Below are 24,339 nucleotides of genomic sequence, written 5' to 3'. Positions count from 1 at the left end.
ATCGCCAGCACATCACCAACTCGTCTCATGACCGTGCGTTGCTCAGCCACCCCATCGAACGCGTCTTCGTAGACCGGGAGGGGATCGTCGTACCCGCCATCGCGGAGGAAACGGAAGCCCCACTCTCGACCTCGCGTCGCCCAGATGTATGAACCCGGCTGAAGCATCACGTCAGGCTCCGAAGGAGAACATCATCTTCCTCCCCCTTATCCAAGTCCATCTGGAACTGCGTCAGCGTCGCAGTGACGAAATTGTGCTTGGCAAGCGCCTGCGCGTTCAGCTCACGGAGCTTGTCGCCGGCCATCTGAGCTGCTTCATCAATGACGTCTGGGCTTAGCATCGCGAGGACGGCACCGAGCTTGCCCTTATTCTGCTTGCCGAGGAGCGCGGCGGCTAGAAGCTTTGACCCGCCGCTGATGATGCTCTGAGCGACCTTGGTCGGAAGCTGCCCGAGCCTCGCCCACTTCGCATGGCGCTCAAGCGGAAGCAATGCGGCCACGGGCAGAACGAGGTCGATCCCGACGCGCTTGTCGACTTCGATCTTGTTCGGCTCGAACTTCGCTGATGACAACAAGAGGAAGTCTTCGGCGACTGACATCGCGCTTGGATTCTGAACGAAGCCAGCGAGCACCTTACGCAGCTCGTCGAGGTCGTCGGCGGCGTTCAGGTCGAGCAGGTCTCGGAACTTGAAAACGTCCATGTGAGGAAGCAGGTCCGCCTTCGACAGCGCCACGATCCAGATGCGCGGGAACTGCGCAAGTGGCGTCCCCTCCTCGAGCAGATCGTCCTTGAGCGCGAGGAGTCCGTTGGCGTAGTTGCTGAAGAGTGACTTCAAGTAGCGTTCTTCGTCGCCTGCATGATCCAGTAGGCGCTGACCATCGACGAGCAGCAACGCAACGTCTGACCCGAGGAGTGAGCGAAACGTGTCGACGCGGCGCCGTGCCTCTTCGCCACTCGCACCCTGCTCGAACCAATCACCGGGGTAGTCGTGCCAGACAAGTCGCAACGCGTGGAACGGTTGCGCCTTGGACGCCTTCTGGTTTGGCGGATCCTTCAACTTGATCGAGAAGGCGTATGACGTCGCCGCAAAGCGGGTGAGGTCGGGGGCTCTGGCTTCGTCTCGCATACCGAGATAGTTGCGGTTCAGTCGGGCGCCTTGACCGATGTCCTCGGCCACGACGCGATAGAGGCTTTGCTTCAAGAACGATGCTTCCTGCGCCGCGCCATAGAAGGACGACACCAGCACGGTCTTGCCGCTTCCGCTTTCCCCGAACACGGCGATGTGCTGTTCAAGCGCAGATTTCTTCTCTTGCATGGGTCCCAACGTAGAGCACGTCTATGACAACCGGCCGACAGTGCCGCAACGGCGCGGGAATCCGTTGTCTCTCGGACGCCTAAGGCCTCTGCCGACGAACTTCGCCAGGGCCGGCGCCGTCGCCCGCCTGGCCAGAGCGGACGCTGTCGCGCCCCGCAAGCGGCTGATCATCGATTTGCTCATACGCCGACTGCATCTCTGCGGTCACGTCGTTGCCGAGCGCGCGCACCTGGGTGAGGCTGGGCTGGCGGCCCGCGACGTGCGCGACGAACCGCACGCGCTCCTCGATCAGGGCCGCTTCGACTTCAATGGCCTCAACGATGTCGAACTCGGCACCGAAAACGAGGAACACTGCGGTGTCGTAGTCCGCGCTCCGGAACGGGCTAAAGCGCGCGCCGGGCCCGGCTGCGCGGTTGGCCATCGCCTTCACCTGGATGCGCCAGCCAGCGGCGGTGGTGATGTCGTGCGACTTGGTCGAGTTGGGTTCCAGTACTCCGCCACGGGCCAGCCAGACAACGTGCTCTGCGATATCGCCCAACGGCTTGTTGTTCGTCCGTACCAGGTCGCGCCGCCGAAGTTCATGCACGACCCTCGCCTCTAGCTGTAGCAGGTGCCGAACCGGCAGGAGAGTGATGTCAGGCAGGGTGGTCATCCGCCCAGTCTCTCGTACCGGCGGCAGCGCTGACGCTGCTTCAGCGAACGCTGCGGTACCGAGGCGCCCGCTCCCGTTCTGCCAGGATGAGCATATGGTCACGCTGGACGATGTCGCGCGCGGGCTGGCGACAGATATCGACCCCGATGATGCCGAGCCGGAATACCTGGCGTTGTATTCAGCGGAGGCCCCACCGCTCGATGGCATCTTCGCGGTCCTACACGAGAGGCTCAACGGCCACTTCCGGTTCATGAACACGAAGATGACCATTGGGCGTCACTTCAACGCGGGCGACAGTCGTGACCTCATGGACCTGATCCAGCAGATCAGCGACATGAGGAAATCGCTCAAGCGTGCCGGTGTGACCTTCGAGGTGCGCGAGGACTACAGAAAGCTCATCGAAGAGTGCAAATCGTTCCTGGTCTACTCGGGAGGAAGTCCGATCCCGGACTCAGTCGAACGAATAGAGATCGAGCGCTACGAGGCCGTGATGTTCACCTCAGCGCCAGCTCCACAACGCAGGAGCGATGCCCCGCCGGTCCTCACACTCGTCGGGGAAGGTTCCTTCGCGCTGGTACACAAGTACGACGACGCACTGTACAACGAAACGTTCGCGGTGAAGCGAGCCAAGGCCAACATCTCCGAGCGAGACCTCGCTCGCTTCCGAGCAGAATTCGAACTGCTGCGGTCAATCCGTTTCCCCTACATCGTCGAGGCCTATGACTACGATCCGAACCGCAACTCATTCACCATGGAGTACTGCGATGAGACCTTGGGCGAGTACATACGTAAGGGGAATTCCACTATCACCTGGCCAACACGCAAGCGTGTGACCCTCCAGTTCCTGTACGGGCTCAACTACCTCCACCTCCGCGGCACGCTCCATCGGGACATCAGCCGCAACAACATCCTCATCAAGAAGTACGACATGGGCGCCGTGCTCGTGAAGCTGTCAGACTTCGGACTGCACAAGCATCGGGACTCTGAGTTCACGCGGACGGAGACGGAGATGAAGGGATCGATCATCGACCCGCTCCTGGAATCCTTCAGAGACTTCAAGCCCACAAACGACATCTACGCCGCAGGGGTAATCATCTCGTTCATCTTCACTGGCAAGACCCGACTGGGTGTCGCCAGCGGCCCGGTCGGTGACATTGTGAACCGCGCGACCAGTCTCGACGAGTCCGCGCGGTTTGGCTCCATCGCCGACATGATCTCAGCCGTTGAGGCTCTGGAGGCGCCTCTCTCTGCGTCCGCCGAAGCCAGCGTCTAGCATCGCCCGTCCGCAGTGCAGTGGGCTTTCGGAAGGGATGATCTCTGCCGGTCGGCGAAAAACGGTGACATCGCATCTCGGGTTCGCTTCGACTTCGCGCAGTGGCGGGAGAAGCGCACGTAAGTACGCGTTGCTCAGGGCGCGCGTCAGGCAGGCGAACAGACTGAAAGCCCGCCACCCGGAACAACCTTGATGATCTCCCGAACCTGGAGGTATCAGCGGGTGTGACGAGTTGGAGCTCGCCCGTCGACGCCTCCGGCCCGAACACTAACCCGTGGCGGCCTCTTGGATCGCCGCCGCGAGGCCGTCGTAACCGACGACCGCGGTAGCGAGCTGTTGCGCTCGCACCCAGGTGAGAGTTGACTGCCCAGTTGCCTCTAGCGCAACGCGCGAGACCACGGCGAATCGCCAATTCCCGATGTCGAGTTGATCGAACTGCTCTCGCCCGGCGAGATTCGCGGCGAGAACGTACACGTCGGCGTTGTAGGTCGACTCGGCGGCGTATGTGTTCGTCACAGGGTCGAGGAGCTTTCCACGAAGACCTGAGAATGCGAGCGTGGACGGTTGGCGCTGCGCCCACCGCTGCACGAATGCGCTGGACTTCACCTCGATGCGGATGTCGCCCCACAGGACGTCGAACGCGTCCCACTCGACGCGCACCGGCCGCTCGACCCCGGTGGCACGCCACACAAGGTACTCGGCCAGCCACCCACGGACATTGTTCGTCGTCACGTCGGGCAACGCGAACCGCCAGAAGTCAGACACCGACGCGTCAAGTCCGAGTAACTTCTCGTCTCCGGTCAGCGGATCCAGAGGAGGCGGCTCGACCATCGTCATGCCGTGAGCCTATCCGTCGTAGAGCTCCATCGGGACTGGGGTCGGAGCGCCCTCGTCAGTGAGGTGACGGCCACGTTCGACGACGACGACGAGCGCGGCGCTGCGCTATTTGCCGGGGGCATGCATGCGTGCTGTGGGGCCGTACGCGGCACCACCATCTGCTTCACATGTGCTGGTCCGACTCGGCGATTGCTTCGCCGATCTCGCGCATGCGCTCCTCGATCCGGAGTCGCGCGACGACCGATGTGGAGTGCTCGCTGCAAAGCCACTGGCCATCGAAGTTCTCGCCCGTCCGCGTCCGACACCGGTCCCCGAGGCTGACGTGCTCACACCGCGCACTTGGTGCTGGACGGAGACGGTCGGGGGCATTCGCGGCGTACGGCGAACTCTCCCATCTGTACGGGTGCTTTGAGCAACGCCATTCGAACCAGCCGCCATTGGCGAGCCCGTCGAGGTCGGGGGCCCAGACGCTGCGTTCACGCCAGCGACGGACCACGACGATGTCCTGCGTGCTGTGGTTCCGTCCCCACTCTTCGCGGCGACAGTAGGTGCATTCGCTTGTCAGTGGATCCTTGTCATCGCCGCGGTCTTCGATGTCGAGGATCGGGTAGGGCGTGTCGATGAGCATGTCTTTGAAGAGGACCATTAGGACTCCTTACCAGCGAAGAGGCTCGTTCTCTCGATTTCGCCGCGCAATCGCGTCCACTGCTCGGCGCATGCGGGGCTGATGCGGTAGTAGACCTCGCGTCCTCGGGCCGGGCGGAGGTCTTGGCCGGTTGCCCTCGTGAACGGCGCGAGTGTTCCCTCTGGCAGGTGCGCGTTGATGTAGCGGTAGAGGTGTGTGCGGAAAGTCGAGATCACCGATGGCGTCTGTCCGGTCCACTCCGCCAGTTCAGCGATGCTGAGCCACTGGCCCGCCGCGCCGTGCTCTACGACGGCATCCATGATCTTGACGTAAACACGCGCTGTCGTCGTGGGGGCTGATGCGAACCGCTCGACTTGTTCGTCAGGCCATAGCGGATAGTCGGGAATCCCGTCGTCCGGAACGGCTGTTCGTGGGAGGCGGTTCGGCTGGTCGGTGATGAGAAAAGCCGCGAACCTTCGCACTTCGTCGGCGATTTCCGACGGTACGTCGATGGTGATGAGGTTGCTCATGTTGCAGATCCTACTTCAAGTGCTGTACTCCACCAACATACAGTGCGCCATACGGTGTGAAACCTTCGTGGGGTCGCTGCTTCGACGCTTGTTGCGCGTTGTGCGTGGGTGAGCTCAGCGCCTGGAGGTGGAATCTGGCATCACACAGTGTGCGTCTGCCGGGCGACGGGGTGAGCGGAGAAGCTTCTTCTCCGGGTGAGGCGGCCGCGTCGATACGATGTGGGGAAGCATCGCGTCGGGTGAGGGTTCACCGTCGGCCGACGGCACACTGGAGGGGCGACATGGGCACTACCACCGAGACTCGTGCTGCGTTGAAGACATGGCGCGAGGGGCTCATCGGACTGGATCGACGAAGCCGTCTCCTTCGGTTCAAGGCTCCCAGGACATCCTCGCTGAGCTTCGATGCTCCCTCCGCGGACGCCATCCTCGAACTGCTCCGTTCCGGAAAGCTGCAGAGCTTCGTCGGCGACATCATCGACGCGAACAGCGGCGAAGCGCGCCCGGCACGCTCCGGGCCGCTTCTTCACGTTCCTCGCGCAGACGCGGAGATCGGTCCTGTGGTCCGCACTCTGATGCGCCGCGCGAACGAAGAGTTCCTCGACCGCGGCCTCTCCGTGCTCTACGTCGCTTTCGGCATGCTGAAGTGGCAAGACGTAGACAAGACGGACATGACCAGTCCGCTCTACCTGCTCCCCGTTGAGTTGGTCCCGGAAGGGCCTCGAGCTACCCCGAGGATCAAGGGCGGTGAGGACGACGCCGTCCTCAACCCTGCCCTTCCGCTGCGCCTCAACGAGTTCGGGATCACTCTTCCGACGTACGAAGAGGTCGAGGGGCTGACCGTCTCGGAGATCCTGTCCCGCTTCACCGCAGAACTCGGCAAGGCGAAGGATTTCAAGGACTGGAGCTTGGAGCCGGAAGTTCATCTCGCCACATTCTCCTTCGCCAAGGAGGCCATGTATAAGGACCTCCTCGACAACGAAGCGACCATCCTCGAACACCCGGTGGTCCGTGCACTGGCGAACGGCGGTCCCACGAGTCAGAGCGATGAGTTCCAGTTCGACCCTGTTGATCCCGCCGACATCGACGAGGTCGCCCCGCCGGAGCGCACACCGCTCGTGCTCGACGCGGACTCCTCTCAACGTGCCGCTGTCGCAGCCGCCTTGGCCGGACGCAGCTTCGTGATGGACGGACCGCCAGGAACGGGGAAGTCTCAAACCATCGCCAACATGATCGGCGCGCTCATGCACGCCGGCAAGTCGGTGCTCTTCGTCTCGGAGAAAATCGCCGCACTCGATGTGGTGAAGAACCGCCTCAAAGACAGCGGTCTCGAGAGTTACCTGCTCGAGCTGCACTCTCACAAGACAAACCGCAAAGACGTCGCATCCGAACTCCTTCGCACCCTCGACAACGTCGCCCAACCGCCCCACGCGATGAGCGCCCCATCTCGCTCAGCCCTTGAAGACCGTCGCCGCCGACTCAACTCCTACGCGCTGGCGATGAACGAGCTTCGCTCACCACTGCAGGCATCGCTTCACGATGTCCTTGGTGAACTCGCCGAGCTCGTCCACGTGCCCGTTGCTCCCGCTCCGGGTCGCCCACCTCTCCAACTGTCAGAAGAGGGGCGCGCAGCACTCGGCGACACTCTCAGTCGCCTTGAACGAACATGGCGCCCCGCTGCGCAAGGCTCGACTTTCCTTTGGCGCGCTGTCACGGATCCCTCCTCGCTCGAATCTCGCCTCTATTCCGCAGTCAGCGCCCTGGAAGAGCTCCAAGGCACGATTCGCCTCAATGACGATGTCGTCGATTCGTTCGGACTGCGCACGCCTCGCCAAACGACGACGTTGATGGAGTTGCTGGATCTCCAACACGTTCACCGTCCCGGCTTCGTCAACGATGCATGGCTGACCGCAGTCGACCAGACTTCCATCCACGCAGATCGTCAACGCCTAGGCGATCTGGTCACCACGTACCAGCGCGCTGCTGACCTCGTTCTCGAACTGGCGGGTGTCGGCCACGAGCAGCTGCCCATCGACTTCCCCGCGCACTCGGAGGCCATCGCCGTTCGCGGGGCAGTTGACCTCGCCGGGCTCACCGCGCAGACGCTGAGAGGCACCGCAGACTCCTTCGCAGCCAGGGCGGTATCGCTCACAGCCGCGATCAACGCCGTCGGCAACCTCGCGCACCTCGTCGGGGTGGGCACCCCTCTTTCCTTCGCTGACGCAGACCGTGTCGTGCGCATCACTGAAATACATCGCGAGTTCCCCGGCATCGAAGCCGCTTGGCTCACAGCCTCCGGTCTCCACGCAGCCCGCGAAGCCGCAAACACTCTTCGTCTCGAAGCTCTCGCGCTCGAGCGAAGCGAATCACAAGCGAGCGGACTTTTCACCCCGAGCGCTCTCACGGCACCGCTGCGGGATCTCCAGGAGCGCTTCGCCAACCTCCACACCGGACTCCGAAAACTGTCCGGCGCGTACCGTACCGACAAGAAGGCGCTCGGAGCGCTCCTCGCCGACGCGAAGGAGGTGAAGTCAGGCATCGCCCACCTTTCGGATGCCATCGCCTGGTCCGATGCCGTCGGAAAGTTCGAGGCCGCCGGCGTCGCCTCCGGGCATCTGCTCGGGCGATGGTGGCAGGGACGGTCCACCGACTGGGAAGCGGTCGACCGATACCTCGGAGCGGCCGAGGAAGCCATAACTCTCAGCGGTGACATGGTCTCTCGCTCGACGGTCGCCTACCTGGCTTCCGCGACGGTTGACCCCGCTGAGGCGGCAGTTGCGGAGTCCGTGCGTCTCGAGCTCGTCAACTGGCGAGCAACTGTTGCATCGCCTCCTGCTCTGGCCGGGCGACCGGAACTGCTCGTCGAGCAACCGGCGACTTCGGTCGCGTGGCTGTCCACGCACGTCGCCCCCATGAGGAGCGCCGCTGAGCGGATCGAGTCGGTGTCAGCCCACACCGGCAGAGAGCACACTCTTGAAGATGCTGACGCGGTCATCGCTGCAGTCCAGGATGTGCGCGCTTGTACGCGAGAGCTGGACTTGGCGACGACCGACCTGAGCGCCCAGTTCGGAGACCTTTACCAAGGCGCCCGCACCGACCTCACCGTCGTGGACGTGGCCCTGGGATGGGCGGGGAGAGTTCGCGAGCTTGCGGGCGCTGCGCTATCGCCCCACCAAGTTTCTGCTCTGGTCCAGTCCTCTCCCGTAGGCAGCCTTGAGTCTGTCCTCCGCAAGTGGGAGAGCGCGCGCGACGAGATCCTCAACGCGTTCGACTCGTCGCGGACGGACGAGCTGAGGGAGGACTTCGGCGACTTCGTGACTGCCTTCGAGCTTCTGAGCGACTTCCAGTCCGACACCATCGGTCAACAGGAGTGGTTCGACTATCAGGCAATCCGCGCCGAGCTTCGCGAACTCGACCTCGATGAGACCGTCAACTTCTGTATCGAGCAGCGCTTGCAGGCTGCGGACGTTCCGAAAGTCATCGAGCGTGCATTGCTGCGCGCGTGGGCGGACGAGCACATTCGAACTGACACCCGCTTGCATCCACTACTCGCCGCAGACCGAGAAGCCCTCGTCGCCGAGTTCCAGAAGCTCGACCGAGAGATCGTCGCAGCAGCCACCAGCGACATCATCCAGTCCGCGAACACGCGGCGGCCCGCGAACACCTCGCTGGGAGAGCCCGCCCTCATCCGGCGGGAGGGCATGAAGCAGAAACGCCACATGGCGGTTCGCAACCTCATCACCCAGGCGCGCACCGCGATTCAAGCCATCAAGCCCGTTTTCATGATGTCTCCACTGGCGGTCTCGCAGTACCTTCCGCACGACCTGAAGTTCGACGTCGTCATCTTCGACGAGGCATCCCAGGTCACCCCGGGCGACTCCATCAACTGCATCTACCGCGGCAGATCCTTCATCCTCGCCGGCGACGACAAGCAGCTTCCACCGTCGCAATTCTTCGAACGGGCGGTGGAATCCGACGACTCCGACGAAGAGGACTCGGACGTCAAAGACTTCACCTCGATCCTCGAACTCGCCAAGTCCTCCGGTGCCTTCCGAAACCTGGGCCTCAGATGGCACTACAGGTCACGTCACGAAGCCCTCATCGCCTTCTCGAACTACCGGTTCTACGAGGGGCACCTCGTCACCTACCCGTCCGCGCAGGACGAAGGACCAGACGTCGGAGTCGAGTTCTTCCACGTAGACGGGATGTATCGCCGAGGCGGGGGAGCAGACAACCCGAAGGAAGCCAAAGCCGTCGCCGAAAGAGTCATTCAGCACTACCGGACAAGACCCGGGCTCTCCCTCGGCGTCGTCACCTTCTCCGTCGCGCAGGCCGACGCCGTCGTGGCCGCGGTCGACGAGCTTCGTGGGCAGCACAGAGATCTCGATCCTCATTTCGACAAGAGCGACCGACTCAATGGATTCTTCGTCAGGTCGCTCGAGTCGGTTCAAGGTGACGAACGCGACGTCATCGTCTTCTCCATCGGGTACGGCCCAGACGAAGCGGGCAAGATCTCCACCAACTTCGGTGTCCTCAATAAAGACAGGGGATGGCGTCGCCTCAACGTGGGAGTCACACGCGCAAGGCAACGCATCGAGGTCGTCGCATCCATAGACGCAGGCGATATCCCACAATCCACGAATGAGAACGTTGAAGCCCTGCGCTCGTATCTAGACTTCGCACGCAGAGGCATCTCTGTACTCGGCACGCAAGCCTCAGTGACGGGGCTCATGCCGGACTCCCCGTTCGAAGAATCCGTAATCCGGGCGATACAGTCCTGGGGCTATGTCGTGGAGCCCCAAGTGGGGGCCGCAGGCTTCCGCATCGACATCGGTGTGCGACACCCCGCCAAGCCCGGCTCCTTCGCCCTCGGCGTCGAGTGCGACGGCTACCAGTACCACTCGGCACCCGCCGCACGTGACCGGGATCGGCTCAGGGACCAAGTGCTCTCAGGCCTCGGGTGGACCCTCCACCGGATCTGGGGCACCGGATGGTACCGAGACCGTCATCAGGAAGAAGAACGCCTCCGGGCGGCCATCGAAGCCGCGGTCACGGGAACTGCGACCCGTAAGCGGAACTTCACAATTCCGCGCGCGACGGTTGAGACGACCGCGGCGGAAGTCGAAGTGCCCTTCACCTGGGCTGTCGACTACATCGAGGCGGAACCGGTCGCGTTGCCCTACTGGGTTCAGCCAGCAGAGCCCGGCAACCATCTCCACCTGGTTGAACCCCTCAGGGCGCTCGTCCTGGTTGAAGGCCCTGTGCACCTCGACACCGTCAGCGAGCGGATCCGAGAATGGTGGTCCGTCGGGCGAGTCACCGCTCGACTCAAGGAAAACATCGACCTAGCCATCACCAAAGCGGGCCTCGCCCGAGAAGGCGATTTCGTCGATGTGAAAGACCGCGCGGTAACCAAGGTGCGGTCACGCGACCACAACCGCAAGCCAGACCAGGTCCACCTCGACGAGTTCGCGCTCGCCGCCGAGATGCTCGTACGAGACGTCGGTGGAGCGTCACGTTCAGAGGTGGTGAACGCCATCGCGCGCCAGTTCGGCTGGACGCGGACGGGCGCCATCGTAGACCAGCGCGTGAATGCAGCTGTCGACCGCGCCGTTGCCCGCGGGGTTCTCGCCGAATCCGGCGATACCTTGTCGGCACCACCAGCTAAGTGACGCAGTCGGCCATCGGCCTACGGACTTCGATGATGATGGCAGCAGCTCGAGGCAAAGTTCTCGCGCGAGTAGGAAAGGAATAGGCGATGGTGTACGACAGCACACAGGTCGAGAAGCTCAAGGCCCTCGTGAGTGCATTCGCAACTGAGCTGGATACAGCCGCAATGCCCTACATCAACGAAGGCTTGACTGAGACGGTCACGCTCACACAGATGTCCGATGCTGACAGAGCATCGGGAAAGCTCGGGTGGGGACTTGCGGCTTCGTCTGGCGCTGAGCCGAGCATGCTCTTCACTTACTCCGATCCTGCGGCTCTCCGGCTCGAAGCCACAGCTATGAAGCGCAGAGGTGAGTACCTCGCGTCCGCAGAGAAGCTCATCGAGTCCTTTCGGCTAGAAGGCCACTTTGACCTCGGCAACCTCAGGAACTTGTGGAAAACAACTCTCTGCGGCGGTGATGCCCGAGGGGCGGTCGCCCTCATTAGGGCCGCCGTTTCTGTCTACGAGCGTTACGACGCAGCGAGGCTGTACGAGCAGTTGCCATACCCGCCGCAAGACGATCTGGCAGACGTTCTCGGCGCTTTGCAGACAGAGGAGTCGTGCGCATCGCGGCTTCGCGACTTTTCAGGGAACCCCAACTACGTGCTTCCTAGGCCATATCGGCAAATCGTTGCCGACCTTCGCGCAACCAACGTGCGAGAAACAGTTGATACGTCTGCAGCGACCCCGAAGTCGACAGGCGGGTGCTACATCGCTACGGCCGTCTACGGAAGCTACGACGCGCCTGAGGTGATGGTGCTTCGTGAGTTCCGAGACGAACGCCTTCGGCGCACGGCGCTTGGCCGAACTTTCATCGCAACGTACTACGCGCTTAGCCCCTCGCTAGCTAGACGACTGCCAAGGCACAAGAGACTGAGTGCTCGGATTCGAGGAATGCTCGACTTTGTGGTGGACCGTCTTCGTTCCAATGACGGAGGCAGGGATGATGAGGTCACCCGCGCTACCGATGGACTCGCAGCACCGAGGAGAACATGCATTCGCTCAGGCGTCGAACGGACGTTCGCGAAGAATGGTGTTGGCAGACTGTGACCGTGATCTTCGGCCCTTTTCCTTCTCCTACTAGCGCTCCGTTCGCGATGGCGGCGCCGCCCGTTCAAGTGGAGGTGGTGGGCGACGAGTTCCTCGCAATACTGGGGCTGGCAGTGTCTGTAATTGCCGCCGTCGTCGGCCTCTTCGCCGCTGTCGCCGCGTGGCGTGCCGCTACCGCCGCTCGAGACGCAGCGCGGGTCGGCGAGAAATCGGCCGAGCATGCGGCCAACGCTGCCGACGCAGCACAGAAGACCGCGGAGTATGAGCGAGCGACCTTCGAACTAGCCCACCAGCGAGATGTCATGAGGCAGGCTCTCGCGGTAGTCGTGTCGTGGCGGGGTGAGTTCAGCGGTGGCTTGACCCACGGAGCGACGGTGGAAGTTCAGAACACCAGCGGGCTGCTCATCTCCCAGCTCGAGGTGTGGGCTGTCAAGAACGGTGAGCGTGTCACAGAGGTGAAGAGCATGCAGGACCTCGGAAGCGTGTCCCAGACTTTCTCGCTAGCGGCGACGGTTCCCTTCGTCGACTTCTTCGCTCCCGCCGAGAGTAAAGGTGTTGTCCGGTTCACTGACTCCGTAGGACTGCGCTGGGAGCGTCGAAGCTATGAGGCTCCCATCAGTGTGGACGAGATCTCGAAGCATTCCTAGCCAGCGGCATCCGTCGTCTGCGTGACCGCGTAGGCAGACCTATGGTCAACCGGCGCGGGAGCTGTGACCAGGCCGTAGTCTGACTGCCCAGGAGCGGGACTGGTCCCCGTGCCCGGACGATGCTGCGGAGGCTGGCGGCACCACAGGAAAATGGTGAGGGGTTCATGGGAAAGTGGCCTCACGTTCGACGTACGTAGCCTTGCCACAGCGGGTTGTGCCAACAGCCCACCAATACAGGCTTATTCAAATCTTCGGACTGAGTAAGCGGGTATAGGTCCGAAAGAGGGTCTTCCGCAGAAGCGCGGGAGGCTCTCTTTTCTTTGGTCGGTGTGTGGGCTGCGGCGCTGAGGCGGTGCAGGGCGCGCCAGTCGTGCGGGCCGGTGTTGAGTTCGGTGCATTCGACGTCCATGCTCACCTCACGGTCGGTCACCCGCACGTCGAGTCGCTGTGAAGGACGCTGTGAGTACCTCACGGCGGACGTTGTCGGGCAGCTGCTTGTAGGGCGCGGCGGGATCCTCGAGGAGATCGACGAACGCGAAGGCCTTGTCCACGCCGTGACGGATGCGTTCGACCGTCGGTGTGAGCTTCTCGGTGATGGCGCCCTTCTGGGCGTCACGTACTCGAGGCGTTGGCGCAGCTTCTCGACGGGACCGAGTGGGCGCAGCTGATCAGCGACGGCACAAAGATCACGCTCAAGCCCGACAGGATCCGCTTCTAGGCCTTATGCAGAGGGGGTCCCAGGTTCGCGGGCGCCCTCTTCGTATATCTGCAGGGAGCGGCGCCGATCGGAGTCCGGCCGCATCGATAGCCTCAGATCGTGGTCGATACGAAGCAGACGAAGACGATCGGCGAACACCATGTCGCCGCCGAGCTGGCTCGACGCGGCTGGGCACCGGCCCTCACCCGCGACGGACTCGAACGCACCGACATCCTCGCGGTGCTCGCAGAAGGTGCTGAGCGTCGCCTCGTCGAAGTCCAGGTGAAGGCAGCGCGCGGCGCGAAGATGGACTTGATCAGCTGGCCGCTCGGCTCGAAGTCGCAGGCGCCGAGCCTGCACGAGCGGGAGTACTTCGTCATGGTCGCAATCCCTCACGATCTGCGCGACCATCCCCGCAGTTTTGTGGTGCCGCGCGTCCACGTCGCTGCAGCGGCGTGGATTGAGCACATGAACTGGCTCACCCATCCCGACGCTCTCCCCGGAAAGCGGAACGCGCCGGTCGAACGCTCCCGGGTGCTCCTTCGGACCTTCGCGAACTACGAAGACCGCTGGGACCTGCTCGAAGTTGACCAAGGCGCCGCCCCGGTCTTGCTGCCCTCGGGCTTCCGCGACCTTGCGCTCTCGGACCGCGTCGGCTTACCGCCAGACCACGAGTGGCACGAGGGGCTTCCGGAGTGGTGAACGAGATCGAGGACGCTTGGTACGCCGAGCTGCGCGTCCGGTATCAGCCCGAGCATGTGCGCGTGCTCTTGGTCGGCGAGAGCGCGCCGATCGACCACGGCGGGACTCACCCGCGGAAGTTCTTCTACGCCGACCACCTCGGCTACGACAACCTCTACCGCGGCGTCGTCGAGGCGCTGTACGACCTTCGTGGGCTGAAGAAGCGCTCGCACGACAAGCGCCCTTGGTTGCGCCGACTCCAGGCTGACGGCGTCTTCCTGATCGATCTGGTTCCGTACCCAGTGAACGACGTACGAAGTAAGAAGCAGCGCAAGGCGATACTTCGCGACAACGTCCCTGGGTGCATCGAGCGCGCCGCCACCCTCGACCCGGGCGGCATCATTCTTTGCAGCGGTGATGTCTTCGATGCGCTCGCGCTGCCGCTGCGTAAGGCCGGACTGCCCCTGCTTCACGCCACCCCGCTGAGCTTTCCGCTTGGGAACGTGCGCGATCAGTTCGTCGCGGGCTTCCGTGAGGCGTATTCCCACCTGGACGGACGCTAGGCACTACGCTCGTTGCTCTGCGCGACGTTGCGGAGTTGCGGTTCTTCGCGTGTCCACTTCCGGCGCGTAGCTGTGGCCTCGCCAGGGGTTCGAGCATCGCCGGAAGCGCGCAAGATTCGGCGCCTCGCGGCCGTCGTGACTCCTGCTTCTGAATTTTGGAACAGAGGTACACAAGCCCGACCATCGAGGGCCGGATTCTCGCAAGAGTTTCCGGCCCTTCTGCATTCCTGGGATCGCCGAGGGCACGAAGAGGGCACGCCCTCCGCGACCGTCAGCGCGAGGGAAGGAGCTCCGCGATCGTCCCCTGGGGCGCGCCGACCAGTGTCTCGCAGGCCTGTGCCAACCGAGCGGCGAACAGCGCGGCGTCGGTACGGCGGGTCAGCGCATGCGCTGCGATGCCGTCGATCATGGCGAGGATCTGCCACGCCACGGCGTCCGTGTCGTCGGTGCGGAACACCCCGGAGCGCCGGCCGTCCTCGATGAGCTGTGCGATGAACGACTGCCAGGCGCCCATCTGTTCGTCGATCGCGATCGACAGCGCCGCGCTGCCGCGGCCGAGGGACCAGGCATCCACCCACACGAGCGTGATGTCGTCGTGATCGCTGCTGAGCACCGTGGAGATCATCCGCGCCATCCGGGCTGCCGGCTCGCTCTCGGTCTCAGCCTGGGCGCGGACGTCGTCCAGTTCGGATGCTGTCAGGTCGCGGAAGGTGCGCGCGACCAACTCGTCCATGCTGGATGCGTAGTGCGAGACGAGCCCCGGCACGACCCCCGCCCTGCTGGCGACCGCTCGCAGCGTCAGCGCGGACAGTCCCTTCTCCCTCGCAATCTCGATCGCGGCGTCGTTGATCTCGCCGGCGCGCTGCTCCGGCGTCTTCCTGGTTCGTGGACGCGTATCGGGTGTTGACATGGTGCATCCAGTGTAGGAACATTCCTGTATTGGTCACATGACCAACAAGCCGCTGTCGGCGAAGGAGATGACATGGGCTGGCGCATGCCGCACGAGGGCGAACCGCACGAACGGACCTGGATGGCCTTCCCGCGCGCGGGTGTCACCCTCGGCGACGGTGCTGCCTGGCGCGACACGGCATACCGCGCGTGGACCGACGTCGCTCTGGCGATCGCCGAGTTCGAACCGGTCACGATGGTCGTGGACCCGACCGAGATGGCGCGCGCGCGGAACATGCTCGGCTCGGCCGTCGAGATCGTCGAGTCGCCGCTGGACGAGTTCTGGATGCGCGATTTCGGTCCTACCTTCGTCCTCGACGCCGATCGGCCGGGCGCCCTCGGCGCGGTCGACTGGATCTTCAACGGCTGGGGTGCGCCCGCATGGGCCGAGTGGCAGGTGTCGGCCGGCGTCGCACCCGTCGTCTCCGCACACGTCGGAGCCGAGCACATCAGTTCGGTGCTCGTGAACGAGGGCGGCGGCATCCACGTCGACGGCGAGGGCACGGTGCTGCTCACCGAGACCGTGCAGCTCGACCCGAACCGCAATCCCTACGCCGACAAGAGTCGCGTGGAGGCCGAACTCGCACGCACGATCGGCACGACGAAGGCCATCTGGCTGCCCCGAGGCCTCACGCGCGACTACGACGAGTTCGGCACCAACGGGCACGTCGACATCGTCGCCGCGTTCGCCGGTCCGGGCCGGGTGCTGCTGCACCGCCAGGACGACGCCGGACACCCCGACCACGTCGTCACGCGGGAGCTGAAGGCTTTCCTGCAGGACCAGACGGATGCCGCGGGCCGCCCGCTCGAGATCATCGACGTCCCGGCCCCGGCGACCCTCCGCGACGACGAGGGCTTCGTGGATTGGAGCTACATCAACCACCTCGTCGTGAACGACGCCGTGATCGGGTGCGGGTTCGGCGAGGACGCCGCCGATGCCCGCGCGCGGGACATCCTCGGAGCCGCGTACCCCGGGAGGCGCATCGTGACCGTCGACGCGCGCCCGATCTTCGCGCGCGGCGGCGGCATCCACTGCATCACCCAGCAACAGCCGGCCACGAGCGAGGTGCTCGCATGATCGACGTGGTCGAAGCATCCATCGCGGACCTGCGCCGAGCGCTCGAGACCGGTGCGGCGACGAGCGTCGCGCTGGTGCGGGCGTATCTCGCCCGCATCGACGCGTACGACGCGCCGGGCACCGAGACCGCGCTCAACGCGGTCGTCGTCCGCAACCCCGACGCCCTCGCCGAAGCCGCGGCGTCCGATGCCCGCAGGGCGGCCCGGCAGTCGCTCGGCCCGCTGGACGGCATCCCCTACACGGCCAAGGACAGCTACCTCGTCGCGGGGCTCACCGCGGCATCCGGATCCCCGGCGTTCGCGGATCTGGTCGCGCAGCGGGACGCGTTCACGATCGAACGGCTCAGGGCGGGCGGGGCGATCTGCCTGGGTCTGACCAACATGCCGCCGATGGCGAACGGCGGGATGCAGCGCGGTGTGTACGGACGGGCGGAGAGCCCGTACAGCGCCGACTGGCTGACCAGTGCGTTCGGCTCCGGCTCCTCCAACGGATCGGGCACGGCGACCGCCGCGAGCTTCGCTGCCTTCGGGCTCGGCGAGGAGACCTGGTCGAGCGGTCGGGCGCCGGCATCGAACAACGCCCTGTGCGCGTACACGCCCAGCCGCGGCGTGATCTCGGTGCGCGGAAACTGGCCGCTGGTGCCCACGATGGACGTCGTGGTGCCGCATACCCGGACGATGGCCGACCTCTTCGAGGTGCTCGACGTGATCGTCGCCGACGATTCCGACGTCCGCGGCGACTTCTGGCGCGCCCAGCCGTGGGTGCGTGTTCCTGCGGCATCCGAGGTGCGTCCGTCGTCATACCGGGACCTCGCCCCGGCCGCCCCTCGTTCCGCTCTCGCCGGCCGCCGCCTCGGTGTGCCGCGCATGTACATCAATGCCGATCCGGATGCCGGCACCGGAACCACCATCGGAGGTGCGACCGGCCAGCGCATCGTCACCCGGGCATCTGTCATCGATCTCTGGGAGCAGGCGCGCCGAGACCTCGAAGACGCCGGCGCCCACGTGGTCGACGTCGACTTCCCCGTCGTCACCAACTACGAGGGCGACCGCGCCGGGGCGCCGACGGTGCACACCAGGGGACTGGTGTCCGAGCGGTTCCTGCGCTCCGAGATCGAGGATCTCTCCGCCTGGGCCTGGGACGACTTCCTGCGCGCGAACGGCGACCCCGCGCTCGACCGGCTCGAACTCGTCGATGGGGCGCGCATCTTCCCGCATCCGGAGGGTGCCCTCCCCGATCGCTACACCGGCTTCGATGACGAGATCGCCCAGTATCCGTCCCTCGTCCGTGAGCGCCCGTACGCGTCGTTCACCGATATCCCGCATCTCGAGGAGGGTGTGCGCGGGCTCGAGGAGACCCGCCGCGTCGACCTCGAGGAGTGGATGGACGCGCTCGGCCTCGACGCCGTGATCTTCCCCGCCGTCGCCGACGTCGGCGCCGCCGACATGGACGTGAACCCGACATCCGCCGATGCCGGTTGGCGCAACGGCGTGTGGGTCGCCAACGGAAATCTCGCGATCCGTCATCTCGGCATCCCGACCGTCACGGTGCCGATGGGCACGATGGCAGACATCGGGATGCCGGTGGGTCTGACCATCGCGGGCCGCGGCTGGGACGACACCGCCCTGCTGCGCCTCGCCGCCGCGTTCGAGGCGACCGGCGAGCGCCGTACCGCGCCGCCGCGCACTCCGGCTCTCCCCGGGGAGGAACTCTCATGACGTCGCCCTTCCCGCGCCCGGAGCGGCGCCTGCAGATCACGGCCGATGCCGCGGATCCGCTCCGGCGCGGCACCGAGCGCGGCAGGCAGCTGCGCGAGACTCTGCCCGGCACGATCGACGCGTATGACCGGCTCTTCCGCCTCGGCGCCGTTGACGAGAAGACCGTGCGCGACGACGCCGAGCGGCTGCTCGACGCGATCGACGCCCACCGGCCGGCGCTGCGCGCGCAGATCGAGGGCATCGCTGCCGGTGCGGACGCCGAGATCTGGCGCGTCGCAGCATTGAACGGCCGCACGGAGATCCTGTCCCGCAGCGTCGCCGTACCGCCGGGAGAGTGCTCGACCATCGTGCGCTCCATCCGCGATGCGGACGGCCGCGCGCACACCCTCGGCGTGCAGACGTGGGACTGGCACATGGAACTCGCGCCGTCCTGGCACACGATCGTCTCACGCGGCGGCGCCCACGACTACGCCGGGCTCACGGAATGCGGCATCCTCGGCAAGATCGGCGTGAACAGCGCCGGCGTCGCGCTGCACTTCAACATCCTGGGGCACCGGGCGGACCGGCCCGAGGGCATCCCGATGCACGTTCTCGCCGCTCTCGTGCTCGAGGAGGCCTCCAGTGTCGCGCACGCCGTCGACCTGGTGCGCGAGGCGCCGGTCACGAGCTCCGGCTCGTTCGCGCTCTTCGACGCCGCGGGCGACGCCGTGCTGCTCGACATCAGCCCCGAAGGCGTGTTCTCCGCGCCGGCCATCGCCGAGGGCACCTGGCTGCGCACGAATCACTTCCTCACCGAAGCACCAGCGGCGCACGAGAAGACCTGGCTGTACCAGCCCGACTCCGGTCAGCGGTGGGAGTTCCTGCGAGACCGACTGCTGTCGGCCGGCGCGCCGACGGATGCCGAGCAGCTGCGTGCGATGCTCGTGACCGGCGACGGCGAGCCTCCGGTGACCTGCGTACCCGACCTCGCGCTTCCGATGGGACAGCGGTGGGCCAGCCTGGCCACCGTCGTGCTCGACCCCGTCGGTCGTCGCGCCGACGTGCTCGACGGCACTCCGGCCGAGAACGCCACCCGTCCGCATCTGGCGCTCGCGCTCTGACCCGATCGAAGGGACCACACCATGACCGACACCGCCACCGTCTATCGCAACGCCATCGTCTTCGACGGGCTCGCGGATGCTCCGGTGCAGTCCGCGTTCGCCGTGCGCGGCGATCGCATCCTCGCTGTCGGCACGGAGGCGGAGGTCCACTCCGCGGCAGGTGAGGGTGCCGCCGTCGTGGACCTCGGCGGGGCGTTCGCGATGCCCGGTGTCATCGAGGCGCACGCGCACCTGGCGATGTTCGGCCACGCGCAGGGCAAGGTGCAACTCCGCGACTGCACCTCGGTGGCACAGATCCAGCAGCGGCTGCTCGAGGCGCGGGCGATGAACCCGGACGCGACGATCATCGAGGGTGTCAGCTGGCTGTTCGACGCTCTGCCTGACGGCGTCACCCAGCCGACCGCGGCGATGATCGACGAGGTGATCGACGACATCCCGGTCTTCCTCGACGCGAACGACCTGCACAGCACCTGGGTGAACACAGCCGCGCTGCGCGCAGCCGGCATCGACCGCGACACCGCCGACCCGATCGGCGGCCAGGTCGTGCGGGGCGAGGACGGAGAGGCGACCGGGTTCCTGCTGGAGACCGCGGCCATGGACTTGCTGGCGGACTATCTCGACGGTATCCGGACCGAGGAGGAGGTGGACGGCCACCTCGACCTCGCCTTCGGCGCGTACCTGGCGGCCGGCGTGACCGGTGCCGCCGACATGGGGATGACAGAGCAGTCGATCGCGGCGCTGCGGCGTCGGCTCGAACGCGACGGTCGGCTGCCCTTCCCGGTCACCGCGCACTGGTGGCTGAGCTCGACCGGCGACCCGGCGGCCGATCTCGCCCAGGTCGAGCGTGCGGTGCAGCTGCGCGACGAGCTCGCTGCCACGGGCACGCCCTGGCTGAAGGTCGTCGGGGTGAAGTTCATTCTCGACGGCGTGATCGATGCGTGCACTGCCGCGATGGTGCGCCCGTACGCCGACGGCTCGAACGCCGACCCGATCTGGAGCCGCGAGGCCGCGACGCCGGTCGCGATCGCCGCCGACCGTGCCGGCCTGCAGCTTGCGATGCACGCGATCGGAGACGCGGCGAGCGCACTCGCCGTCGACCTCGTCGAGGCCTGTGAGCAGGCGAACGGCACCGGCACCGGCCGCCGTCCGCGCATCGAGCACCTGGAGTCGGTCGCGCCCGAGACGGTCGCACGGATGCGCGCGCACGGCATCGCGGCATCCATGCAGCCGGTGCACTGCGACCCCGCCATCCTGGACAACTGGATGGCGATGCTCGGAGATCAGCGCGCCGAGGACGGCTTCCCGTGGAACTGGTTCCGCGACGTCGACGTCCCCGTCGCGCTGGGCACCGACGCCCCCACCGCACCCCACGAGGCGCTGCACAACCTGTTCATCGCGATGTCCGGGCGATCCTCGATCGACCGCGCGCTGCCGCCGTACCACCCCGAGCGCGCGTTCACCGCCGCGCAGGCGCTCGCTGCGGCGACGTCTGGCGCGGCCCACGTCGGCGCGATCGACGACGCCTACGGCCGGATCGCGCCCGGTTTCTTCGCGAACGTCGCCGTGCTGGACATCGACCCGCTGTCCGCGCCGACCGACGACCTGCTCACCGGTGCCGTGCTGCTCACCCTCGTGCACGGCGAGGTCGCCTACCGGCGGCCATGAGCTCCCGCTCCTGATCCCTGAACGCCCCCTGCACCGACGCAGGAGGGTGCCTGTCCTGGAAGGACCGTCATGTCCGACACATCCGCCATCCCCGCTTCTGGTGCCGTCGCGCCCGGATCCGAGTCCGAGTTCGTCGACTCCGCGAACACCCCGGAGACCCGGGGCATCGAACTCATCGACGACGCCCAACGGCACGGAAGAGCGCGCGATCTGTTCTTCGTGTGGAGCGCACCGGGAGTCAGCGTGCTGAACATCACGGTCGGCGCCTCGATGACGCTCGTGCTCGGTCTGGAGATCTGGCAGGCGCTGCTCGTGATCCTGGCATCGAGCGCACTCGCTGTGCTGCCGGGTATCGTCGCCATCTCCGGACCGGCGGCCGGCACCTCCGGCTCCGTGGTCCAGCGAGCGATCTACGGCATCCACGGCAACAAGATCGTCATCGCGTTCTACGGCTGGTTCATCTCGGGGGTCTTCCTCGCGCTGAACTGGGTGGCGGCGTCGTTCATCGGCGGCGAACTGCTCGTGCGGTGGGGCTTCCCCGATCCGATCTCGGCATCGATCCTGGTGGCGGTCGTGGTCTCGACGATCACCGTGATCGTCGCCGTGTACGGCCACGCCCTCATTCTGAAGGCCTACCTCGCGATCTCCATCGGGCTGTTCGTGATCTTCGCACTCGTCATCGGCTTCATCGCGCCCGCGCTGGATTGGGGGTTCGCGCAGCCCGAGCCGCTCAGCGGGCTGCCGCTGTGGGTGAGCGTCACGATCGCGTTCGCGCTGATGGCATCGTCGCCGCTGTCGTTCAGCAACAGCGCCGACATGGCCCGATACCTGCCACGCGACACCAAAGCGTCCGGCATCATCGGCGCGACTGCGCTGGGACAGCTCTTCCCCGCGGTGCTCATCACCGCCTTCGGCGTCGTGCTGGGCGGTTCCATCGGGCCGGACAGTCTCGCGAACGGCATCGAGTACTCCCTGCTCGAGAAGCTGCCGGCCTGGCTCGCCCCGCTGTTCGTGCTCGGCGTCCTGGTGAACTGCATCTCGCTCAACGGCATGACGACCTACACGGCGAGCATGGCCCTGCAGTCGATCGGCGTGCCGATCCGCCGCATCCCCTCCGCGATCCTCATCGGTGCGCTCGGCTGCGCGTTCACGATCGTGCTCGTCGTCGCATCCGATCTGATCAGCGCCGTCAACCTGATGCTGCAGTTCCTGCTGATCATCTCCGTGCCCACGATGGGCGTCTACGTCGCCGACATCGTCCTGCGCCGCAACCGGTACTCCGGGACAGACCTGTTCGACGAACGGCCAGGCGGCAGGTTCTGGTACACCGGCGGCTTCGGCATCCCGGGTCTCGTCTCCGTGGTCGCCGGGGGCTTCGCCACCGCGATGTTCCTGTCGACGACGGTGTGGACCGGCCCGCTCGGGGCGGCCCTGGGCGGGCTCGACCTCTCGGTGCCGGTCGGGCTCCTGGTGTCGATGGGCCTATACGCGTTGCTCGCGGGACGGACGGTGCGCACGCAGATCGGCGGTTGAGCCGGTCGGCCTCCGTTGTGTCGAGAGGGCGCAAGCGGGATGATCCAGCGCTCCAGCCGTCGCGATTCAGCGTCGAGTGCGGGACCTCGAACGGCCACGATCGATCTGCGGCACCGCACGTGTCATCGGAGCACCCCCTCCTCTTCGCCGAGCCGTGCGAGCTCCGCCGCCGTCGGCGCGCCCTCCCAGTCGCCGGACGACAGACAAGCGAAGGCTCCCGCCGCCACCGCGCGCCGTAACCGCTCCGCCAGAGGCGCTTCCTCCGGCCGCAGGCTCAGGTACCCCGCCACGAAGGCGTCCCCGGCGCCCACCGTGTCCACGGCGTCGACGGCCACGGCCGGCAGGTCGAGGCGGTCGCAGCCGTCGTCCGCGAAGGCCCCGGCCGCGCCGCGCTTGATGACGACCTCCCGCGGGCCGAGGGCGCGCAGCCTCTCCGCCAGCTCGCCCGGCGTCCCCGCGCCGACCAGGATGGCGGCTTCCTCCTCGCCCGCGAACAGCACGTCGGCGGCCGCGGCGAGGTCACGGTAGGCGGCGCCCGCGTCCCGGCCGCGCCAGAGCGCGGTGCGATGGTTGACGTCGAACGACACGCGGGCCCCGACCGCCCGGGCCCGGCGCGCCGTGTCCTGCGCGCAGGCGAGGGAGTCGGGGCCGAGCCCGGCGAGGATCCCGGTGAGATGGACGACGTCCGCGGTGGCCAGGAGCGCGTCGGGGACGTCCGCCGGCGTCAGCCGGGAGGCGGCGCTCCCCGCGCGCCAGAAGCTGACCGTGGTCATCCCCGTAGTCCGTCGGTGCTTGTGCATGATCCCCGTCGGCCGACCGCTGCGAAGGGGAGCGTGGACCGCCACCCCCTCCGCCCGCAGCTCCCGCGCGATGAGATCGCCGAGCGGATCGTCGCCCAGCAGGCTGACCCAGCTCGCGCGCCCCCCAGGCGCGCCAGCCCGATCGCGACGTTGCTCTCCGCGCCCCCGAAGCTCAGCGTGTGCGCCCGCGAGGAGTCGAGGGGGCCGGGCCGGTCGTTCGTGACCACGCCCATCGCCTCGCCGACCGTGACGACATGGAGCGGCGGGAGGGTCACGCGCCGCGTCCGCGGGCGACGGCCGCGAGCGCCTGCTCAGCGCGATCGCGGAGGGCGACGAGACTGCCACCGGCGAACGCATCCCCCAGGAGCGGGCCGCCCAGGCTCACCGCGATGCAGCCGGCGGCGATCCACGCGGGGATCTCGTCCAGTGCGATGCCGCCTGAGGGCAGCGTGCGCACGTCCGGGAAGGGTCCGCGCAGCTGCCCGATGTAGTCGGGGCCCACGGTCGCGGCGGGGAAGATCTTCACCGCCGCCGCGCCGAGCCGCCACGCGGCGTCCACCTCGGTCGGCGTCATCGCGCCCGGGTAGACCGGCACCTCCCCGGCGGCGGCCGCCTCCGCCACCCCGGGCATGATCCCCGGCGAGACGAGGAAGCGGGCGCCGGCGTCGATCGCGGCGCGCGCCTCGTGCTCCTCCCGGACCGTCCCCACCCCGATCTCCGCCTCGCCCGCCGCCGCGATGAGCCGGGGCAGGGCGGCGATCGTGCCCGGGGTCGTCAGGGTCAGCTCGATGCAGCGGATGCCGCTCTCGGCGAGGGTCCGCACGACGGGCTCGTACAGGCTCGCGTCGGGCGCGCGGAGCACGGCCAGCACGCCGGTGCGGGTGAGGGTGTCGGACGGGGTGGGGCGCATGGGGGTCTCC

The 24,339-nt window shown here is 66.3% G+C and carries 19 protein-coding genes; 11 read left to right on the top strand and 8 right to left on the bottom strand.

Annotation, left to right across the window (positions count from 1 at the left end; genetic code table 11):
- Positions 1-166 precede the first annotated feature (166 nt).
- Positions 167-1,315 carry a TRAFAC clade GTPase domain-containing protein gene (locus tag FY549_RS14960; RefSeq protein WP_126892906.1) on the bottom strand — a complete coding sequence of 383 codons (1,149 nt, stop codon included), beginning with the start codon at positions 1,313-1,315 and terminating at the stop codon, positions 167-169.
- 79 nt (positions 1,316-1,394) lie between these two features.
- Positions 1,395-1,967 (bottom strand): hypothetical protein, encoded by a 573-nt coding sequence (locus tag FY549_RS14955; RefSeq protein ID WP_199787649.1) that lies wholly within the window; start codon positions 1,965-1,967, stop codon positions 1,395-1,397.
- A gap of 94 nt (positions 1,968-2,061) precedes the next feature.
- On the opposite strand from FY549_RS14955, the gene FY549_RS14950 reads away from it, so the two are divergent.
- A complete protein-coding gene (locus tag FY549_RS14950; protein ID WP_158698549.1) occupies positions 2,062-3,240 on the top strand; it encodes a protein kinase family protein in 1,179 nt (392 codons plus the stop codon).
- A 267-nt stretch (positions 3,241-3,507) separates the two neighbouring features.
- Here FY549_RS14950 and FY549_RS14945 read toward each other — a convergent pair whose 3' ends face one another.
- The 3 genes from FY549_RS14945 to FY549_RS14935 form a co-directional block, all read right to left on the bottom strand.
- Complete coding sequence (locus FY549_RS14945; RefSeq protein ID WP_105950079.1) at positions 3,508-4,077, bottom strand: hypothetical protein; 570 nt, start codon at positions 4,075-4,077, stop codon at positions 3,508-3,510.
- A 163-nt stretch (positions 4,078-4,240) separates the two neighbouring features.
- A complete protein-coding gene (locus tag FY549_RS14940) occupies positions 4,241-4,705 on the bottom strand; it encodes a hypothetical protein (protein WP_149085714.1) in 465 nt (154 codons plus the stop codon).
- Positions 4,706-4,722: 17 nt separating this feature from the next.
- Positions 4,723-5,232 (bottom strand): hypothetical protein, encoded by a 510-nt coding sequence (locus FY549_RS14935; RefSeq protein ID WP_105950077.1) that lies wholly within the window; start codon positions 5,230-5,232, stop codon positions 4,723-4,725.
- A gap of 281 nt (positions 5,233-5,513) precedes the next feature.
- Here FY549_RS14935 and FY549_RS14930 point away from each other — a divergent pair, with 281 nt between their 5' ends.
- From FY549_RS14930 to FY549_RS14910, 5 genes are all read left to right on the top strand, one after another.
- On the top strand, positions 5,514-10,901 hold the full coding sequence (locus tag FY549_RS14930) for a DUF3320 domain-containing protein (RefSeq protein WP_126892907.1): 5,388 nt from the start codon (positions 5,514-5,516) through the stop codon (positions 10,899-10,901).
- Positions 10,902-10,987: 86 nt separating this feature from the next.
- Complete coding sequence (locus FY549_RS14925) at positions 10,988-11,989, top strand: CFI-box-CTERM domain-containing protein (RefSeq protein WP_126892908.1); 1,002 nt, start codon at positions 10,988-10,990, stop codon at positions 11,987-11,989.
- Between the two features lie 2 nt (positions 11,990-11,991).
- On the top strand, positions 11,992-12,636 hold the full coding sequence (locus FY549_RS14920) for a hypothetical protein (RefSeq protein ID WP_149085713.1): 645 nt from the start codon (positions 11,992-11,994) through the stop codon (positions 12,634-12,636).
- 817 nt (positions 12,637-13,453) lie between these two features.
- On the top strand, positions 13,454-14,035 hold the full coding sequence (locus FY549_RS14915; protein ID WP_200838938.1) for a hypothetical protein: 582 nt from the start codon (positions 13,454-13,456) through the stop codon (positions 14,033-14,035).
- Positions 14,029-14,577, top strand: a complete 549-nt coding sequence (locus FY549_RS14910; protein WP_149085711.1) for a hypothetical protein — start codon at positions 14,029-14,031, stop codon at positions 14,575-14,577. Before FY549_RS14915 ends, FY549_RS14910 begins: the two co-directional genes overlap by 7 nt.
- Before the next feature lie 271 nt (positions 14,578-14,848).
- Here FY549_RS14910 and FY549_RS14905 read toward each other — a convergent pair whose 3' ends face one another.
- The gene (locus FY549_RS14905; protein WP_149085710.1) at positions 14,849-15,487 is read right to left on the bottom strand and encodes a TetR/AcrR family transcriptional regulator; all 639 of its coding nucleotides are present in this window, start codon (positions 15,485-15,487) and stop codon (positions 14,849-14,851) included.
- 72 nt (positions 15,488-15,559) lie between these two features.
- Between FY549_RS14905 and FY549_RS14900 the strand changes: the two genes are divergently transcribed.
- The 5 genes from FY549_RS14900 (at position 15,560) to FY549_RS14880 (ending at position 22,619) form a co-directional block, all read left to right on the top strand.
- On the top strand, positions 15,560-16,603 hold the full coding sequence (locus FY549_RS14900) for an agmatine/peptidylarginine deiminase (protein ID WP_149085709.1): 1,044 nt from the start codon (positions 15,560-15,562) through the stop codon (positions 16,601-16,603).
- Positions 16,600-18,321, top strand: coding sequence for an amidase (locus FY549_RS14895; RefSeq protein ID WP_149085708.1), 1,722 nt, complete (start codon positions 16,600-16,602; stop codon positions 18,319-18,321). The genes FY549_RS14900 and FY549_RS14895 overlap by 4 nt, the downstream gene beginning before the upstream one ends.
- Positions 18,318-19,421 carry a C45 family autoproteolytic acyltransferase/hydolase gene (locus tag FY549_RS14890; protein WP_149085707.1) on the top strand — a complete coding sequence of 368 codons (1,104 nt, stop codon included), beginning with the start codon at positions 18,318-18,320 and terminating at the stop codon, positions 19,419-19,421. Before FY549_RS14895 ends, FY549_RS14890 begins: the two co-directional genes overlap by 4 nt.
- Positions 19,422-19,442: 21 nt before the next feature.
- Positions 19,443-21,086: an amidohydrolase gene (locus tag FY549_RS14885; protein ID WP_149085706.1), complete on the top strand. Its 1,644-nt coding sequence runs from the start codon at positions 19,443-19,445 to the stop codon at positions 21,084-21,086.
- 69 nt (positions 21,087-21,155) lie between these two features.
- Positions 21,156-22,619 carry a purine-cytosine permease family protein gene (locus FY549_RS14880; RefSeq protein WP_149085705.1) on the top strand — a complete coding sequence of 488 codons (1,464 nt, stop codon included), beginning with the start codon at positions 21,156-21,158 and terminating at the stop codon, positions 22,617-22,619.
- A 122-nt stretch (positions 22,620-22,741) separates the two neighbouring features.
- Here FY549_RS14880 and FY549_RS14875 read toward each other — a convergent pair whose 3' ends face one another.
- The gene (locus FY549_RS14875; RefSeq protein ID WP_262380988.1) at positions 22,742-23,776 is read right to left on the bottom strand and encodes a sugar kinase; all 1,035 of its coding nucleotides are present in this window, start codon (positions 23,774-23,776) and stop codon (positions 22,742-22,744) included.
- Positions 23,691-24,329, bottom strand: coding sequence for a bifunctional 4-hydroxy-2-oxoglutarate aldolase/2-dehydro-3-deoxy-phosphogluconate aldolase (locus FY549_RS14870; RefSeq protein WP_149085704.1), 639 nt, complete (start codon positions 24,327-24,329; stop codon positions 23,691-23,693). Before FY549_RS14870 ends, FY549_RS14875 begins: the two co-directional genes overlap by 86 nt.
- Positions 24,330-24,339 lie beyond the last annotated feature (10 nt).

The sequence above is a fragment of the Microbacterium sp. 1S1 genome, from assembly GCF_008271365.1.
Lineage (GTDB): Bacteria > Actinomycetota > Actinomycetes > Actinomycetales > Microbacteriaceae > Microbacterium.
The sequence above is the reverse complement of the archived record's forward strand: the minus strand, read 5'-3'. Positions and strand labels throughout refer to the sequence as shown.